The following is a 17,478-nucleotide window of genomic DNA, read 5'->3' on the forward strand; positions in this document are numbered from 1 at the left end:
TTGCAATTCTAAACAATAGTTTTTTAGTTTTATGCGCAACGTCGTAGCCATCATTGTCTTCTTTTTACTGCAAAACCTCGGTGCTTTTGCGGCAAAGGGACGCATTGCATATCCTGGTGGCAAATTCTATATCTACCGTCTTTCCTTAACCGACAAGAAGGGTTCGCCCGGTACGCTTGACCATCCCGAGAAGTATCTTTCCCAAAAGGCTCTTCTCCGCCGTGAGCGCCAACACATATCCATCGACTCGCTCGACCTGCCCCTGTCGGCAGTCTATCTCAACGGGCTCAGAAACGAAGGCGCACAAGTCATCGGCGGCAGCAAATGGAACAACACTGTACTCGTCCGCACCAAGGACACCACTATCATGGCTCGTCTGCGCACCCTACCCTATGTCAAGAGTTCCATTCGTGTATTCAAGGCTCCCGATTCCACGACCGTGATGCTTCCCGACGACATCAACAAAGAGGCTCTTGGACAGAAAGCCTCCGGCGATCTCTATGGTCGCGGAGCCATCCAGCTCGACATGCTCAACGGCCGCAAGATCCATCAGGCAGGCTTTCGGGGCAAGGGCATGCTCATTGCCGTCATTGACGGCGGATATATGAATGCCGACAAACTCGCACGCCATTATCACTTCAACATCGTCGGGCAACACGACTGTGTGTGGCCTTACGACGACAACGTATACCATCTGCTGAGCCACGGCACAATGGTGCTCTCCACCATGGCTTCCAATGTCGACAGTGTATTCATCGGCACGGCTCCCGACGCATCTTACTTGCTGCTGCGCAGTGAGGACGGACGCAGCGAGCAGCTCGTGGAGGAAGACTACTGGGCGCAGGCAGCGGAATACGCTGATTCCGTGGGTGCCGACATCATCAACTCATCGCTGGGCTACACCATCTTTGACGACGAAAACACAAGCATCCGCTATCGCGACCAAGACGGAAAGACACAACTCATCTCCCGCGCTGCTTCCACACTGGCCAGCCGGGGCATGGTGCTCGTGTGCAGCGCGGGCAACGAGGGCATGAAGTTCTGGAAGCGCATCGGCTGTCCCGCCGACGCTTTTGACATTCTCTCCGTGGCAGCACTCTCCGACGACAGTGTCAACGCGCTCTTCTCCTCACTCGGACCTTCTATCGACGGACGCGTGAAACCCGACGTGGCGGCTCTTGGCGTGGGGGCTACAGTAGTCAGCGGAGCCGGAAAGATCATCCATGCCAACGGCACATCGTTTGCCTCGCCCATCCTCTGCGGCATGGTGGCGTGTCTGTGGCAGGCCATGCCCGACAAGACCGCCTACGAGATTATCGATATGGTCAAGAAAGCCGGCAACCGCTACAGCCATCCCGACAACATCTTCGGCTATGGCATTCCGGACTTTAACCAGATCTTGGAAAGCCAACGCACAACCATACCCATGCCCCGACAATGAAAGCCTTAACCCTATACGAACTCAACAATCTCGTCAGAGGTGTCATCGCGGCTACGCTCGACAGACCTTATTGGGTCGAAGCCGAAGTGTCTGAGGCTCGTGAAGTGCGTGGGCACTGCTACATGGAACTGGTGCAGAAAGACGAGCTATCCGCCACGCCTGTGGCACGCGCCTCGGCAAAATGTTGGCACAGTGTATGGATGAGGCTCAAACCGCGCTTTGAGCAGGTCACAGGGCAAACGCTCCACGCAGGCATGAAAGTACTGCTGCATGTCACTGCCAATTTCCATGAGGCGTATGGCTTCTCATGGATAGTCCAGGACATTGACCCTACCTACACGATGGGCGACATGGCCCGTAAGCGACAAGAAATCATCCGACAGCTCAAGGAGGAAGGAGTCTTCGACCTGCAACGGCAGTTGGAGCTTCCGCTTTTTGCCCAACATATCGCTGTCATCTCGAGTGAACAGGCTGCCGGATACGGTGATTTCTGCAATCAACTCGACAACAACGACTATGGTTTCTACTTCTCCTACACGCTCTTCCCAGCCATCATGCAGGGTGAGCAAGTCGAGAGCAGTGTCATCCATGCACTGAATGACATCTTTGACCGGGCCGACGATTTCGATGCCGTAGTGCTCATCCGTGGTGGTGGCGCCACTGCCGACATGAGCGGCTTCGACACGCTGGCACTCGCCGAAAACGTGGCCAACTTCCCCCTTCCCATCATCACGGGCATCGGACACGAGCGCGACGAGAGCATCCTCGACATGATCTCGTTCCAACGGGTGAAAACGCCGACAGCAGCAGCAGCCTTTCTCATCGACCACTTAGCGGCGGCCGACAGCCACTTACAACTGCTCGGGCAACGCACCGTGACGTATGTCAACACGCGTATGCAGCAAGAGCACAACCGTCTCGACCACCTCACCCACCGCATCCCAATGCTGTTTTCCCTTGTCAAAACCCGTCAGGGAGCAATTATCGACCGGTTGTCACAGCAGATCCTTTCGCTCATGCGGCAACAGCTCTCTCAGGCACGCTACCATCTTGAGCTGATTCATGGACACACGTTGCCAGCCCTCACGCAGAGACTCAGTACAGAGAAGCACCGGCTCGAACAGTACGGTCTAAGATTGAAGGCCGTGGATCCACAGATCATCCTGCAACGCGGTTATAGCCTGACAACTCTTCATGGCAAAGCCATCCGCGATGCCTCCACCCTCAAAGAGGGCGACACCATCGTGACCCGCTTCGCCCAAGGGTCTGTTTCCTCTATCGTGAAATCACATCAAAACACATCCGTAAAACCATCACACATCGATCATGAAAGCAATTAAATACGAGGATGCCATCCGACAACTGGAAGACATCGTAGAGAAATTGGAAAACAACGAGTTGGACATCGACGAAATGCCCGAGGCATTGAAGCGAGCCCAACAGTTGCTCAAGCTCTGCCGCGACCGGCTCACCAAGACCGACGCTGAGATACAAAAGATACAAGAGGAAGCGAAAGATGCACCTAATGCATAATTTTTCGCGATCTGTTCAAAAAACAAGATTAGAAAGTTGCAAATTACAACTATTATGTGTAATTTTGCACTAAATTATAAGAAAGCAATTTAAAACGTATTGTGTATGAAAGATTTAGATTGGGGTAATCTGTCATTTGGTTACATGAAGACAGACTACAATGTTCGTTGTTACTATCGTGATGGTAAGTGGGGCGAGATAGAGGTCTGCTCCGACGAATTCCTGAAGCTTCACATGGCAGCCACCTGCCTCCACTATGGTCAGGAGGCTTTCGAGGGACTGAAAGCTTATCGCTGCCCCGACGGCAAGGTACGCATCTTCCGCGTCAAGGATAACGCTGAGCGCTTGCAGAGCACCTGCGAGGGTATCGTCATGCCAAAGGTGCCGACAGAGCTGTTTGAAGAGATGGTCAAGAAAGTCGTACGCCTCAATCAAGAATATATCCCCACCTATGAGAGCGGTGCCACGCTCTATATCCGTCCGCTGCTCATCGGTACGAGCGCACAAGTGGGCGTGCATCCCTCCAAGGAATATCTGTTCATGATCTTTGTCACACCGGTAGGTCCTTATTTCAAGGGGGGCTTTGTCTGCAACAAATATGCCATTGTCCGCGACTACGATCGTGCCGCTCCACTGGGTACAGGCCGTTACAAAGTCGGCGGCAACTACGCTGCTTCCCTGCGTGCCCACATGTACGCAGCCGGCAAAGGCTATGGCAGTGAGTTCTATCTCGACGCCAAGGAAAAGAAATACGTCGACGAGTGCGGTGCCGCCAACTTCTTTGGTATCAAGAATGGCACTTATATCACACCGAAGAGCACGTCTATCCTGCCTTCTATCACCAACAAGAGTCTCATGCAGATTGCTGAGGATCTGGGCTTAAAGGTTGAGCGTCGCCCGGTTCCCGAGGAAGAGTTGCCTACCTTTGAGGAGGCTGGCGCTTGCGGTACAGCAGCCGTGATCTCACCGATCTCTGAGCTCGACGACCTCGACACAGGCAAGAAATATGTCTTCGGCGACAAGCCGGGCCCCTGGTCTACCAAGCTCTACAACACGCTGCGTGGTATTCAGTACGGCACCGTAGAGGACAAGCACGGCTGGACTACCGTTGTCATCGAGTAAGCATCAAGCAGATGATTACCCATATACTTAACCGGACAAGTTTCTTGCCCGGTTTTTTGTTTCTATACCGCCTATTCTCTTAGCAAGAATCTGGGGAAAGACAATTCTTCGTCCCCTACAAGACAAAATTCCATTGCTCTTCTTGCCTATCTCAGGGAAATACCGTATATTTGCACGTAATAAGACGATAAGCTATCACAGGAAGGGGACAAGCAGACTCTTCCTTTTATATCAATTTTTATCAAGAAACAAGAAACTGGAGTATTCCAAAATATGGGAAAAGGTAAGTTAGCCAAGTTTGCAGAGATGAAGGCGATGAGCAACGTCTTCGAGTATCCGTTCTCCGTCATCGACAATGTGCCCTTCGACATGAAAGGACACTGGCGCGAGCAGTATTTCCACAACGACAATCCCATCGTGCTGGAGCTTGGCTGCGGCAAGGGAGAGTATACCGTAGGACTGGGAAAACTCTTCCCCGACGTCAACTTCATCGGTGTGGACATCAAGGGCGCACGCATGTGGACGGGTGCCAAACTGGCTTTGGAGGACGGGATGACCAATGTGGCATTTCTGCGTACAAGCATTGAGATCATCGACCGCTTCTTTGCTGAGGATGAGGTGCAGGAGATTTGGCTGACATTCTCTGACCCTCAGATGAAAAATCCACGCAAGCGACTCACCTCCACCTATTTCATGGAACGCTACCGCCGCTTTCTCGTCGACGGTGGACTGGTGCATCTGAAGACCGACTCCAATTTTCTCTTCACCTACACGCGGCTGATGGTGGAGAAAAACCAACTGCCCGTGGATATGTGCACAGAGGATCTCTACCACGCTACCCCCGCTGCGCTCGTGGGCACACCACTGCTCACCATACAGACTTACTATGAAAAGATGTGGATGGAACGAGGACTGAACATCCGCTACCTGCGCTTCCATCTGCCTAAACAAGGCACACTCGTGGAACCCGAAGTGGAGATTCCACTCGACGAATACCGCAGCTACCACAGAAGCAAACGCAGCAGCAAGGAGACGGCTCGATAATACGTCAAGAAAGATATGTCGCTTTTTTAAACAAAAAGCAGTCGAGTTGAACTTGCAATCTAGAGAGTCAAGAACGCGGAAAACCAGAGCAGACCCACTAAAAAACTACTCTTTCACGCACAAACAAGTGAGATGACCACATCAAACTTATTGTTTCTGCCTCTCAAATCACTGGTTTCATCAAGTCAGAACAGTGTTTTTACACGAAATTCTCTAGAGAATTTCGTGTAAAAACATAGGTTTCATCCAATGTGAAAAATTAATTTTCTATAACTCATTATACATCAATAAGTTATAAAAATCGCTTATTTTGGCAGAAATTAGGTCAAAGGACACTTTGATTTCAAAGAAACGAATCTCAAGGCCCGAAAAATGTCAGTTTACAAGACAAAGTCTTCTCCTTACGCCGCATTGTAGACTCTATCAATTCAACCCAATTCCAGTAAATCCAAGAACGACACCTCTCCCTCACTTTACTGCAGGTCGAAGTACACGCCACCGTCGTCCTGCTTGTCCTCAGTCTTTTTGGGCTTAGGCGTCTCCTTGAGTTTGCCATTCTTATCGAAGAGTCCATAGGTAGTGCGCAGCACAGAGAACTCGGTACGGCGGTTGAGCTGGTTGCAGATCTCCTCTTTTTTCTTGTCCTTGAGTGCTTTGATGAAATCTTCCGTGAGCACGTCGCCCTCTTTCAACCACTGATATTTCTCGGTCAACTTCTTCTTGATCTTCTTTGGGCGCTCCTTGCCATAACCCACCGGCGTGAGTCGGTCGGCAGCGATGCCATGGGCGATAAGATAGGCCACTACGGCTTCTGCACGTCGCTGCGACAAACGTTTATTGTACTCCGCAGAACCCTTATAGTCGCAGTGAGCACTGAGCTCGATGGTCACATGGGGATTTTCGTTGAGCAGAGCCACCAGTTTATCAAGAGCCGTCTTGGACGAGTCGCGCAGCGTAGCCTTGTCGAAATCATAGAAGATGTTGTCGATGAGTGTCGGCGCAGAGATGTTTGCCAAGGCGAACTGCAAGGTTGTGTCGCGGCTTTCCTTTGGATTGACCAGTGCCTTGACTTGTTCCTGATGGTTGAGATAGCCTTTGCAAGTGGCAAGAAAGAGATAGCTGACACCGGGATCCAACACCTTGGTGAACGATCCGTCGCTGTGCACACTCATCTTCTCATTGGTCCCATCATCGCCGATGACATAGACTTGGGCGGCAGGAAGCTCATAGCCGTCCATCTCGTAGACCCACCCCTTGACCGTCTGCATGATCTCCGGGTTGACAAACGAGTAGATATGATCCCAGCCACGTGCGTCGCCACGGTTGCTGGAGAAGAATCCACGGTTGTAAGGACCCTCGAAGGTCATGCCGAAGTCATCGCCTTGGGAATTGAGCGGATAGCCGGGATGGGATAGATGATAACGTCCGTCCTTGCCTACCTTGGCGATGAAGATGTCAAGACCTCCAAGACCGGGATGGCCATTGCTGGAGAAATAAAGGTCGCCATTGGGACGGAATGTCGGGAAAGCCTCGTCGCCAGGGGTGTTGACAGGCTCGCCGAGGTTCTCCACGCCACCGTATCCTGCCGGTGTGATGCGTACGCGCCAAATGTCGAGACCGCCTTTTCCTCCCGGCATGTCACTCGTGAAATAGAGCCATTCGCCGTCGGGCGAGATAGCCGGATGGGCATAACTCGACAGCGTGTCGCCAGTGAGCTTCACCTCTGTGGCCTTGCCCCAAGCCGCGTCGGAACGACTTGACTTCACGATCTGAGCATAGCGGGGATAAGAAGGATCTGTGACGCACTGCGTGAGAAACATCTCACGGCCATCAGCAGAAAAGCAACAAGCACCCTCATCATAGGCTGTGTTCACGCCGCCGCTGACATCCTCAGGCTTCGACCACTTGCCTTTGTCGTCCTTCTGGGAGAAGAAGATGTCGCCCGGCTTGGTGCCTGTGATGCCGCTGAGCTCATCGCCCTGGGCCTCGTTGCGGGTGGAGGTGAAGTAGAGCTGGTCATACTCGTCGCCAAAGAGCATGGGACAGTAGTCGGCCCGGCGGGAGTTGAACACCTCCATGCGCTTGACCGTATAGCGGCTACCCAGCTGTTTGATGTCGGGAGCCTTGCGGGCTGCAAAGAGTCCGTCACGCGCCAGCTTGTCGTGGGGCAGTGAGTCCAGCACGAGCTGAAACTGCTCTTCGGCTTCCCGGTAATTGCCATTTTTCATCAACGTCTGTGCAAAGGCCAGACGGTCCGCCGTATCAGCCTGCTGATAGCGTATGGCATTGCGCCATGCCGCCAGTGCTCGTGCCGTCTGCAGGCTCTTGTCGTAGCACATCGCCATCTTGCGCGCTATCTGTCCGCGCTTGGCCCGCTCCTTGGCAGGAGTCTTTTGATAAGCTTGCCGAAACTCGTTGGCTGCATCGTAGTATTCGCCAAGAGCCAGATATTTCTCGCCCCGACGGAGATTGAGGTCAGCACCACAGGAGGTGACCAGCCATAATATCATAAAAAACAAGAGTGTCTTCTTCATTACCTTAGTAACGGAGAAGACACTCATATATTGTTCCAAAGAGTGTCAAACGACATGTCTACGCCTACTTCGTCGTGACAGCCTCAGGCTCAACGGCCTCAGCACTCACAGACCCGGAAATCTGAGCAGCGCGCTCGGCCTCGGCAGCCTGGACTGCAGCCGGATGGCGCAAGTCCCAACGCAGATAGAGTCCTGCCAGAATCGTACCGGAGATGCTATGCCAGGCACAACTGATGGCACAAGGCAGGAGCGTAAGCGGCTGAGCGGCAAAGAAGTTGGAAGCCAGCACGGTGGCCAGTCCGGCATTCTGCATACCCACCTCGATGGAAATCGTGCGCTTCTTGGCCACGTTGAAACCTGCCAAGCGTCCGGCGAACCATCCCAAAAGATAGCCCAGCGAATTATGACAGAACACCACAGCAAAGGTCCAGATGAACAGCACAAAGCCACGCGCCACAAGATCGTCATGAACGGCGGAGATCACACCACCGACAATGATCGCCAGACACGTGACACTCAGTCCGGGCATCAACCCTTGCAGCGTGGGGAAGAAGCTGCGGCGACTGAAGAAGTAGTTCAGCGCGCAACCTACGGCTACAGGTATGATCGTCACAATGATAATATTCTCAAACATGCCAACGGTGTCGATGGCGATAATCTGTCCGCCAAGAAACTGCATGAGCAGAGGAGTCATCACTGGCGCTACTAAAGTGGAGGCACACGACATACCCACCGAGAACGCCACATCGCCATGACACAGATATGACATCACATTGCTCGACACGCCACCGGGGCAGCAACCCACCAACAGAATGCCCAAAGCCAGGGCTGGCTCAAGATGAAACACGTGTACCAGCGTCCAAGCCACACCCGGCATGATGATGAACTGGGCACAGGCACCTATGAAGATATCGAGAGGCCGACGGGCCAAAATGCGAAAGTCATCGGTGGTCAGGGTCAGTCCCATGGTCAGCATAATAATACCCAGAATGACCGTCTGCGTGTTGCCACGTACCCAATCAAAGATGTGGGGGAAAAAGAAAGTAAACACAGCGATACCAATCACAAAGGCTGTAGCATTCTTTGCCAGCCATCCTGAAAACGATACTAACGATTTAACCATAAGACGTTTTTGTTTTATAACAATCTATTATCTTTTCTCGAAAGATGGTGCAAAGTTACAACTATTTTTGATAATAGAGTAATAAAACATAAGTTTTTCTTTCTGAAAAGTATGTTTTCATCAGAATTAGCACTAAAGAACTGCAGATTCTGCCATTCTCTTGATACCTCAGAGCACAAAAAAGCCCAACACCGACGGTTGGGCTTTGAGATTTTTGAAGGAAAGGCAATGCTATTCTTTGCCGTTGTTGACTTGCACGATCTTGGTCTTCGGCAGTTTCTTATTGCGCACGTTGACGGTAGTGACCACTGCTTGTGCCAGATTCAGGAAAGCCTGTCCCACGATGGAGTCTACATTCACGGCAGCCGGCTCACCGGCATCGCCGCTCTCGCAGATGCTCTGCACAATAGGTATCTGCGCCAGCAATGGGCACCCCATCTCCTTAGCAAGGTTCTTGCAACCGTCTTTGCCAAAGATATAGTATTTGTTCTCTGGCAGTTCTGCCGGTGTGAACCATGCCATGTTTTCCACGAGACCGAGGATGGGCACGTTGACTTTATCATTGCGATACATGTCAATGCCCTTGCGTGCATCGGCCAGTGCCACCTTCTGCGGTGTGGAGACGATGACGGCACCGGTGATGGCGAGCGTCTGCAACAGAGTCAGATGGATGTCGGAAGTCCCCGGTGGCGTGTCGAGCACGAAATAATCGAGGTCACCCCAGTCAGCGTCTGCGATGAGTTGCTTCAATGCTGAGGTAGCCATGCCGCCACGCCACAGCGTTGCCGTGTCGGGATCCACAAAAAAACCTATGCTCAGAATCTTCACGCCATACTTCACGATCGGCTCGATCAGATCACGGCCTTCTTTCTCTACAGCATTGGGCCGGGCATCTTCCACGCCAAACATCTTAGGCACCGAGGGGCCGAAGATGTCGGTGTCGAGCAGACCCACCTTATAGCCAAGCTTGGCCAGGGCAATGGCGAGGTTGGCAGCTACGGTGCTCTTGCCCACGCCGCCCTTGCCGGAGCTCACGGCAATGATGTTTTTCACCTGTGGCAAAAGCTTTTCTACCGAGGGACGAGGTGCGGATTTAAACTCTGTCTGAATGGTCACTTCCACATCGGGACTGATATGATAATGGATAGCAGCCTCAGCAGCTTTCACTGTTGACTGCAGGAACGGGTCGGTATTGCGTGGAAAGACCAGAATGATTCTCACCTTCATGCCGTTGATGCTCGGCGTGTCGGCGAGCATACCGCTCTCGATGAGATTCTTCTTCGTGCCTGGATAGATGACTGTTGCCAGGGCTTGTTCGATGAGTTTGGGATATAATGTCATTTGTATGTCTGAAATATGGTTGTCACCTACAAATGTAGCCATATTTCGTGGAAAGGACAAATTTTTTTTATTATTTATGTTAGCTCTTCTCAAAAAAAGAAAAATTAGCCAAAAGCAAAGACGCTACCTTACAGAAAATAGCTATCTTTGTTTGATACACAAAACGAAAAGACAATTCACATGAAGCGTATACACCTTATTATATTATATCTGGTTCTCACCCTTGGCTTTGCGCCCAACCAACTCTTTGCCGGCAACATCGTTTGGTACAATGGCAAGGGACATGTCACCTACTCCATACAGAAGAAACACGCCAGTGTGGTGGACAAGGCTCTGGACATGTTCGCCGCTGACATGAAAGCCGTCACAGGTAAAAAAGCTGAGAAAGGAGGTGACGGGATCATCAACATCTACCAGCTCGACCGTTCCAGCAACAAAGACATGCAGCAACTCAAAGAACTCGGTGTGCCTTTCATGAATTTCATCACCCATGACGATGCCTTCTGGCTGGGCGTACGCCAAAAACGAATCGTCATCGTGGGCAGCAACGGGCGTGGAACAGCCTACGGCATTCTCGAACTGTCACGGCTCGCCGGTGTGTCGCCATGGATCTGGTGGGGTGATGTCACACCGGAACATAAGAGCCGGCTGACACTCAGCGACCGATACGAGACCATGCAGAGTCCGTCTGTAGCCGAGCGCGGCATCAGCCTGCAGGGGACGCAATGGTCAACACTTGCCTGGGACCACCAGCAACTCGACAAGCATTTCCGCCAGGACGCATTGGGGCCGAGGTATTACCATCAGCTCTTTGAGCTCATGCTCCGGTTGCGCGCCAACACCTTATACACCGGAATGCCCACGTCGTCCAAGTCTCACCATCATATCAAGGACGACAACGAGGTCGCAGACTCCTTTGATATCAACGTCATCAACCACCCAAAAGGAAAGTTTTACTCCGACGACGGCTATGGCTATCTGCAAAATATGCCCGCCAGTGAACGACAGGATGGGCATGACAACGGCAAGCTCTTGTATCATCTCAGCTACCAAGGTACACCTCACGATTACCTTTGGCTGGCCACAACACAACCGGGACTGATCTACCAATCGCTGCGCAACTGTTGGGACAAAGACATCCGGCAGCAATGGATCGCCGTCATCCACGACCCCAAAGTGGCGGCCTATCCGCTCTCTCTCTTCATGGATATGGCATGGAACATCAACGCCACAGGGCCTGACGCGCTCAAAAAGCACCTCACAGAATGGCTCGTTCAGCAGTTTGGACAAGAAGCCGGTGAGCAACTGGCCAAGCCGATGACAAAGTTCTATTGGCTCTGCGGACTCCGCCGACCGGAATTTATGGGATGGAACCAAACGGGACTGAGCGAGAAAGAGCACGGCATGGACGAGCTACCGGTGCAGGTCTCAGAGTTCAATGCCGAGCAATTTGGCAATGAGTTGGAACGGTTCCTCAACGACTATCAAGAAATAGAGACCGACATCAACCGTGTCGAGGCTTCGATACCTTCACGGTTGCAGGATGCCTTCTTCGCAGCCGTAAAGTATCCGGTCTGTGCCGCAGCCGACATGGCCACCAAGCAGTTGCAGGCACAGGAAGCAAGGACCATCGGACGAAAGGAGAGCTTTCATCACGATGACGAAGCACTCGAGTCGGCGGTGAGAAGTTGGAAGGCTTACCAAGACATCATTCGTCTGACCAACTACTACAATGAGAAGATGGCCGACGGCAAGTGGAACGGACTGATGAACATGGCACCCCGTGGTCTTCAGGTCTTCCTTGCTCCCACGTTCATCGACAATCTGACGACCGGCGAACTGAAGAAATACGACGGCTATGACGGCATCGACGCTCCGATGGACGACGATGGCTGTGTCGTCAGAAACGCTTGTGATTATACTTCGGCCTCAAAGAATGTCAGCACCATCGAGATGCTGGGGCATTCCATGAAGGCCGTGTTGCTGCCCGAGGGCGCCTCTATCTCGTTTCAGTTCTATGCCCCTGAGGGAAATGCTGCCCTGCGCACGGCTTTAATACCCACGCTTCCCTGCAAGAAAGAGCAGTTGCGCTATCGCGTGACGCTCGACAGCGACACGACTTTCACTTATTCGCTGAGCGAACAAGGCATGTCGGAACGCTGGAAGGTAAACGTACTCCGGGGGCAGGCCATCCGCACCGATGACGTGAGACTCTCCTCCGGCACGCATACGCTGACCATTCAGGCTCTCGACGACGGCATCATCGTCGACCAGTGGATGCTGGACTATGACCGCGACCGACAGTTCTATTTGTTCCCCGTCAAGCCCGCCATCTAACTGGCTGAGATTCTTCCACCTTCAACATTCCAATCACATGACACTTCCTAAGTCTTTTGAAGATTATACCCTTCAGCTCATGGGAGCTGAACGTTTCACCCGTCTGTGCCAGGCACTCGACACGCCTTCGCCGGTCAGCATCCGGTTCAACCCGTTCAAGACAACCAACGAAGAACGGCAGAGCATGACATTTCCAGGGCACGATGGAGAAAGAATCAAGCAGACAGATAAGGTCTCCTGGTGCAACGAAGGGCACTATCTTGAGAGTCGTCCGGTGTTTACTCTCGACCCACTTCTCCATGCCGGTGCCTACTATGTGCAGGAGGCTTCGTCGATGTTCATCGACCACGTCATCAGAGAGTATGTCACGGAACCCGTGAAAATGCTTGACCTCTGTGCTGCTCCTGGAGGCAAGACAACAGCCGTGAGAGCGGCACTACCCGAAGGAAGCCTGCTCTTCTGCAACGAACCCGTCAAGTTCAGAGCAAACATCCTGTCAGAAAACATGCAGAAGTTTGGACATCCCGAGGTGATCGTGACCAATAACTACCCCAAGGACTACGCCCGCTCAGGACTCCGCTTTGACGTGATTCTGGCTGATGTGCCTTGTTCGGGTGAAGGCATGTTCCGCAAAGACGAGGACGCCGTCAGACTTTGGAGTCCACAAAACGTGGAGAAATGCCGTGACCTGCAACGGGAGATCATCGAGACGATATGGCCCTGCCTCAACGCGGGCGGCATTCTCATCTACAGCACATGCACCTACAACGCGAAGGAAGATGAGGAAAACATCGCATGGATCGCGGCCAACTTAGGGGCTGACGTATTGAAAGTACCCGTCGAGGATGGTTGGAACATCACTGGACCCTTAGTGGGCAACAATCCCGTATGCCGTTTTCTCCCTGGCTACACGATGGGCGAAGGCCTGTTTATGGCTGTACTCAGAAAACGGGGAGAACAAGAAGAGGCAAAAGAAAACAAAGTGCGGGAAGCAAGACAAAGAAAGAAGGAAAAAGGAAAACAAGACCACCAGCAGCCCACCACCGCCTACCAGCAATGGTTGAAAGAGCCGGTGAACTTCCACTGGGTAGCAGACCGGTTGGTAGCTATGCCGCAACAGTGGGACGCATACTACCTCCAAGCCACCAAGTATCTGCATATTCTTCACGCAGGCATCACCATCGGCACGGCAAAAGGCAAGGATCTGGTGCCCGACGAAAGCCTGGCCCTCTCTACGGCTCTCAGCACTGAGGCCTTCCCAAGATGGGAGGCAGACTATCACGAGGCACTGCAATATCTTCACCGAGAGGCTGTTGCCCTGCCCGCAGAAATGCCTAAAGGCTACGTGCTCGTCACCTATCAGGGGCATCCACTCGGCTTCGTGAAAAACTTAGGCTCACGTGCCAACAACCTCTATCCCAAAGAATGGAAAATCAAAATCGCGCTATGATCAGTATCATTGTGGCTATGTCACGCCAACGGGCCATTGGCTTCCGTAACCGACTGCCGTGGCATCTGCCCGAGGATATGGCTCACTTCAAGGCTCTCACCACCGGGCATACGGTCATCATGGGACGCAAGACCTTTGAGTCTCTGCCAAACGGTGCCCTGCCCCACCGTCGCAACGTGGTCATCACACGACAGACTGAAAACATGAGGCAACATCGTCACGACATCGTGCTCTATGATTCTTTGGAAGAAGCACTCAAGCGGGAAGCCAAGGAGCAGGAGATCTTTATCATCGGCGGGGAAAGCATCTATCGTCAAGCACTGCCTTTTGCCGACAAGATCTACGCTACCCTCGTCGAACAGGAGCCCCAAGAGGCTGATGCCTGGTTCCCGGAAATAGACATGAGAAATTGGCAGATAACAAAAAAGGAGAAGCACTCTGGCTTCTCCTTCCTACTCCTTGAGAGACTTGCTAACTCCCAGGATTAATCTACATTGTCGTTGATCTCAGACTCAGAATTATCGTCCTCGTCGTCATCTTCATCATCATTGGGGATCGGCAATTGCCGGTCGATGACAGCGTTGAAGTTGACGATGGTCTCACTGCGCGACAAACCCAATGGTTGGAGCTTGTCATGGATGATGTTCATCAGATGATGGTTATTGCGGGCATACAGCTTGATGAACATGTCGTAACCACCCGTAGTGATGTTGCATTCGGTGACCTCGGGAATTCTTTTCAGTTTCTCCACCACATCGTCAAATGTGGTTGGATCTTTCAGATAAAGACCAATATAAGCACAAGTCTCATAGCCGATCTTCTCAGGATCTACGATAAACTGAGAGCCCTTGAGGATTCCGAGTTGAGTAAGTTTTTGAATACGTTGATGAATAGCAGCTCCACTGACATTGCAGGCGCGGGCAACCTCCAAAAAAGCGATGCGCGCGTCTGACGAAATAAGCTGCAAAATCTTTCTGTCTAAAGCATCTAATTTGTGTCTAGCCATTGTTTCTATTAATTTGCGTACAAAGATACATATTTTTCTTCATATACACAACTTTTATAAGCAAATATATTATCAAATGATACTTTTACTTTAAAAGTTCATCAACAACAGAAGTCTTTTAATGCTTAGACGCACCTTTTTCTACTGGTGTAGCCGAATAACTGATCTTGAGAGCCTTCGCCTGACGCAGTGCTTGCTTTACGTCTGTGATGATCCCCATGGGCGTGTGGCGGTCGGCTTTGATCGACACAGTCATCTGCTGCTGGTCTTCCGGTGACATCCTGTCCTTTTCTTGTGAGACATAGTCCGTCACGTCGGCAGGAGAACCAAATTTGTCGTTCAACTGTATCATGGTACGACCGTGAGTGGCCTGTCCCATCGTACCCGCAGCCTTGCCTATATATATATAGGTGACGGCGGTTTTCTTCGTCAGTCGCGTCAACTCAGTACCTTGCGGTGTGCGATACTGCACCTTCACGGCCACCTTCTGCATGTGCGTGACTATCATAAAAAAGAACAGCACACTGAAGATCAAGTCCGGCAGCGACGCCGTGTTGAGTCCCGGAACCGTATGTTCTCTACGACGAAACATGCTCATGGCTGCCCTCCTTCCTGTGTTGGCTGCGTCGCATCCTGACTGCCATTATACTGCTCAGCAATGCGCTGGGGGATTTCATCTTTCACCTTGTCGCGCTGATCTTGCGACAATGCGGCGTAGCGGCGACCGAACTGGGCCATAGCGCGGCGGTCGCGCAAATTGCGATAAGCGTCGACGAGCTGGTTCTGCATATGGAAATAAATGTCGTAGCTGGCTTGAGGATCCACGCTTACCTTGATGAGATGACGCTTTCCAAGCCGTGTGACGAAGGCCTCTACACGCTGCTGCAGACGGTTCACAGCAAAGGGCTTACCATCGACAAGCAACCGGTTGCCACCCGTGATCTGCAAATCCAGTACCGTGCTTTTCTCCACAAAGGACTGCTCACTCTGCTGTTGTCCTTGTGGAGGCAGCTGGCGCGTGATGCCCTTGTCCACGTCCATATTGGTGGTAACGAGGAAGAAAATGAGCAGCATAAACGAAATATCGGCCGTCGACGTTGTATTCAGCTGAGGTACACTACGCCTGCGATGATGGAAATTCATCATAACTTTCGATTATATTTTGTGGCACCATAGATGACTGCGGCTACCGCAATGAGCATCATCACCAATGACGTGACAATGAACATATCGGATGTCCTGAGCCAAAATCCACTTGCATAGGTGGCACCATTGATCTTCATCGGTGCGGTACTGCCCAAAGCAAAGGTCAGCAGCAGCAATACTACGACACTACCAGCAACCAAGTAACCGATCTTCTTCACGGGGATTCCATTCTCCACAGCCTCGGTCTTGCCCCGCTTCTTCAGCAAACTGACCACCGACCATACAGAGAAACCGATACCCAACATCAGGTAAAGAACCATGAGCAACAACAAAGCATTGGTGAACAGAGGCGCATTGAAGTTGGGATCATCCTCAAACGGACGATCGTAGCCGACAAGCCAGAACAGCACAAAGATAACCAACGCAATGCCTACAAGCAGGTAGAGTGCACGCGAGGAAATCTTCTCCGCTGGCCAGCTCCGAAGCTGATGAATATTCAACCGTTTCATTTCTTCAACTTATATTTTACTACTGAGTCCAACAAAGAGATGGCACTCTCCTCCATCTGCGCGGTGAGATGCTCTATCTTTGAGAGGATATAGTTGTAGAAGATCTGGAGGATCAGGGCCACGATAATACCGAAGATTGTAGTGATCAGAGCCACCTTCATACCGGAAGCGACGATCGTCGGACTGATGTCGCCTGCTGTCTGTATCTGGTCGAAAGCCATCACCATACCAATCACAGTACCTAAGAAACCGAGCGAAGGAGCCATGGCTATGAACAAAGTAATCCATGAGCAGCCTTTCTCCAAGTTGGAACTCTGCACGGAGCCATAGCTGGCTACCGAACGCTCAATGTCTTCGATCGGCTCATCGATGCGTTCCAGCCCTTGGTAGCAAATGGAAGCTACAGGACCACGCGTGTTGCGGCAAAGCGTCTTTGCGCCCTCTACATCACCATCCATCAGCTTGTCGTCGACATCCTTCATGAGTTTCTTGGCATTGATCTCAGAAAGGCTCAGATAGATGACACGCTCTACACAAAATGCCAAACCAAGTACCAAGGCCAAAGCGACCAATGACATGAAGCCGGCATTGCCTTCTATGAACTTTGTTTTCAAGGCTTTGTAGAAACCGCCGTTGTCAGAGGAAGCATCGTCGCCACCGTCGGAAGACGCTGCCTGATCCAACATGCTCTCGGCAGTAGCACTGTCGAGATCCGCGTCATCAGCGTTGGATGACGCACTGTCTGTGGATACCTTCTCCTGCTGCGTTGTCGGTGTAGCCTGAGCTGCTGCTTTCTTTTGAGCCTGCGCCAGGCTGCAGCACGAAATAAATGACACGAGAATAATGAGACGCTGTATCAATCTATTCATCTCTTTTTTAAATGTATTGGTCT

At 51.8% G+C, this 17,478-nt stretch carries 16 protein-coding genes; 8 read left to right on the plus strand and 8 right to left on the minus strand.

Annotation, left to right across the window (positions count from 1 at the left end; genetic code table 11):
- Window positions 1-31 precede the first annotated feature (31 nt).
- From FYJ73_RS00130 to trmB, 5 genes are all read left to right on the plus strand, one after another.
- Window positions 32-1,441, plus strand: coding sequence for a S8 family serine peptidase (locus FYJ73_RS00130; RefSeq protein ID WP_154532379.1), 1,410 nt, complete (start codon window positions 32-34; stop codon window positions 1,439-1,441).
- Entirely contained in the window at window positions 1,438-2,781 is a 1,344-nt protein-coding gene (gene xseA, locus FYJ73_RS00135; RefSeq protein ID WP_154532381.1) for an exodeoxyribonuclease VII large subunit, read from the plus strand. Before FYJ73_RS00130 ends, xseA begins: the two co-directional genes overlap by 4 nt.
- Complete coding sequence (gene xseB / locus FYJ73_RS00140; RefSeq protein ID WP_154532383.1) at window positions 2,768-2,974, plus strand: exodeoxyribonuclease VII small subunit; 207 nt, start codon at window positions 2,768-2,770, stop codon at window positions 2,972-2,974. The genes xseA and xseB overlap by 14 nt, the downstream gene beginning before the upstream one ends.
- Window positions 2,975-3,079: 105 nt before the next feature.
- On the plus strand, window positions 3,080-4,096 hold the full coding sequence (locus FYJ73_RS00145; protein ID WP_154532385.1) for a branched-chain amino acid aminotransferase: 1,017 nt from the start codon (window positions 3,080-3,082) through the stop codon (window positions 4,094-4,096).
- Between the two features lie 273 nt (window positions 4,097-4,369).
- Complete coding sequence (trmB, locus tag FYJ73_RS00150; protein WP_154532387.1) at window positions 4,370-5,140, plus strand: tRNA (guanosine(46)-N7)-methyltransferase TrmB; 771 nt, start codon at window positions 4,370-4,372, stop codon at window positions 5,138-5,140.
- 473 nt (window positions 5,141-5,613) lie between these two features.
- Here the strand turns inward: trmB and porE are convergent, their stop codons facing one another.
- The 3 genes from porE to FYJ73_RS00165 form a co-directional block, all read right to left on the minus strand.
- A complete protein-coding gene (gene porE / locus FYJ73_RS00155) occupies window positions 5,614-7,674 on the minus strand; it encodes a PorE family type IX secretion system protein (protein ID WP_154532389.1) in 2,061 nt (686 codons plus the stop codon).
- 64 nt (window positions 7,675-7,738) lie between these two features.
- Window positions 7,739-8,797, minus strand: coding sequence for a bile acid:sodium symporter family protein (locus tag FYJ73_RS00160; RefSeq protein ID WP_154532391.1), 1,059 nt, complete (start codon window positions 8,795-8,797; stop codon window positions 7,739-7,741).
- Between the two features lie 231 nt (window positions 8,798-9,028).
- Entirely contained in the window at window positions 9,029-10,138 is a 1,110-nt protein-coding gene (locus tag FYJ73_RS00165; protein ID WP_154532705.1) for an Mrp/NBP35 family ATP-binding protein, read from the minus strand.
- A gap of 180 nt (window positions 10,139-10,318) precedes the next feature.
- Between FYJ73_RS00165 and FYJ73_RS00170 the strand changes: the two genes are divergently transcribed.
- Genes FYJ73_RS00170 through FYJ73_RS00180 form a run of 3 tightly spaced genes read left to right on the plus strand, consistent with a single transcriptional unit; the run spans window position 10,319 to window position 14,413 of the window.
- Complete coding sequence (locus tag FYJ73_RS00170; protein ID WP_154532393.1) at window positions 10,319-12,475, plus strand: glycosyl hydrolase 115 family protein; 2,157 nt, start codon at window positions 10,319-10,321, stop codon at window positions 12,473-12,475.
- Between the two features lie 37 nt (window positions 12,476-12,512).
- Entirely contained in the window at window positions 12,513-13,925 is a 1,413-nt protein-coding gene (locus FYJ73_RS00175; protein WP_154532395.1) for a methyltransferase RsmF C-terminal domain-like protein, read from the plus strand.
- A complete protein-coding gene (locus tag FYJ73_RS00180; RefSeq protein ID WP_154532397.1) occupies window positions 13,922-14,413 on the plus strand; it encodes a dihydrofolate reductase in 492 nt (163 codons plus the stop codon). The genes FYJ73_RS00175 and FYJ73_RS00180 overlap by 4 nt, the downstream gene beginning before the upstream one ends.
- Here FYJ73_RS00180 and FYJ73_RS00185 read toward each other — a convergent pair.
- From FYJ73_RS00185 to FYJ73_RS00205, 5 genes are all read right to left on the minus strand, one after another.
- On the minus strand, window positions 14,410-14,931 hold the full coding sequence (locus FYJ73_RS00185; protein ID WP_154532399.1) for an Lrp/AsnC family transcriptional regulator: 522 nt from the start codon (window positions 14,929-14,931) through the stop codon (window positions 14,410-14,412). The genes FYJ73_RS00180 and FYJ73_RS00185 overlap by 4 nt on opposite strands.
- A 118-nt stretch (window positions 14,932-15,049) precedes the next feature.
- Window positions 15,050-15,529, minus strand: coding sequence for an ExbD/TolR family protein (locus FYJ73_RS00190; RefSeq protein ID WP_154532401.1), 480 nt, complete (start codon window positions 15,527-15,529; stop codon window positions 15,050-15,052).
- Window positions 15,526-16,077: an ExbD/TolR family protein gene (locus FYJ73_RS00195; RefSeq protein WP_336509557.1), complete on the minus strand. Its 552-nt coding sequence runs from the start codon at window positions 16,075-16,077 to the stop codon at window positions 15,526-15,528. The genes FYJ73_RS00190 and FYJ73_RS00195 overlap by 4 nt, the downstream gene beginning before the upstream one ends.
- Window positions 16,074-16,586, minus strand: coding sequence for a hypothetical protein (locus FYJ73_RS00200; RefSeq protein WP_154532403.1), 513 nt, complete (start codon window positions 16,584-16,586; stop codon window positions 16,074-16,076). Before FYJ73_RS00200 ends, FYJ73_RS00195 begins: the two co-directional genes overlap by 4 nt.
- Window positions 16,583-17,455 carry a MotA/TolQ/ExbB proton channel family protein gene (locus FYJ73_RS00205; RefSeq protein ID WP_154532405.1) on the minus strand — a complete coding sequence of 291 codons (873 nt, stop codon included), beginning with the start codon at window positions 17,453-17,455 and terminating at the stop codon, window positions 16,583-16,585. The genes FYJ73_RS00200 and FYJ73_RS00205 overlap by 4 nt, the downstream gene beginning before the upstream one ends.
- Window positions 17,456-17,478: the final 23 nt, after the last annotated feature.

This window comes from Hallella mizrahii, assembly GCF_009695775.1.
GTDB lineage: Bacteria > Bacteroidota > Bacteroidia > Bacteroidales > Bacteroidaceae > Prevotella > Prevotella mizrahii.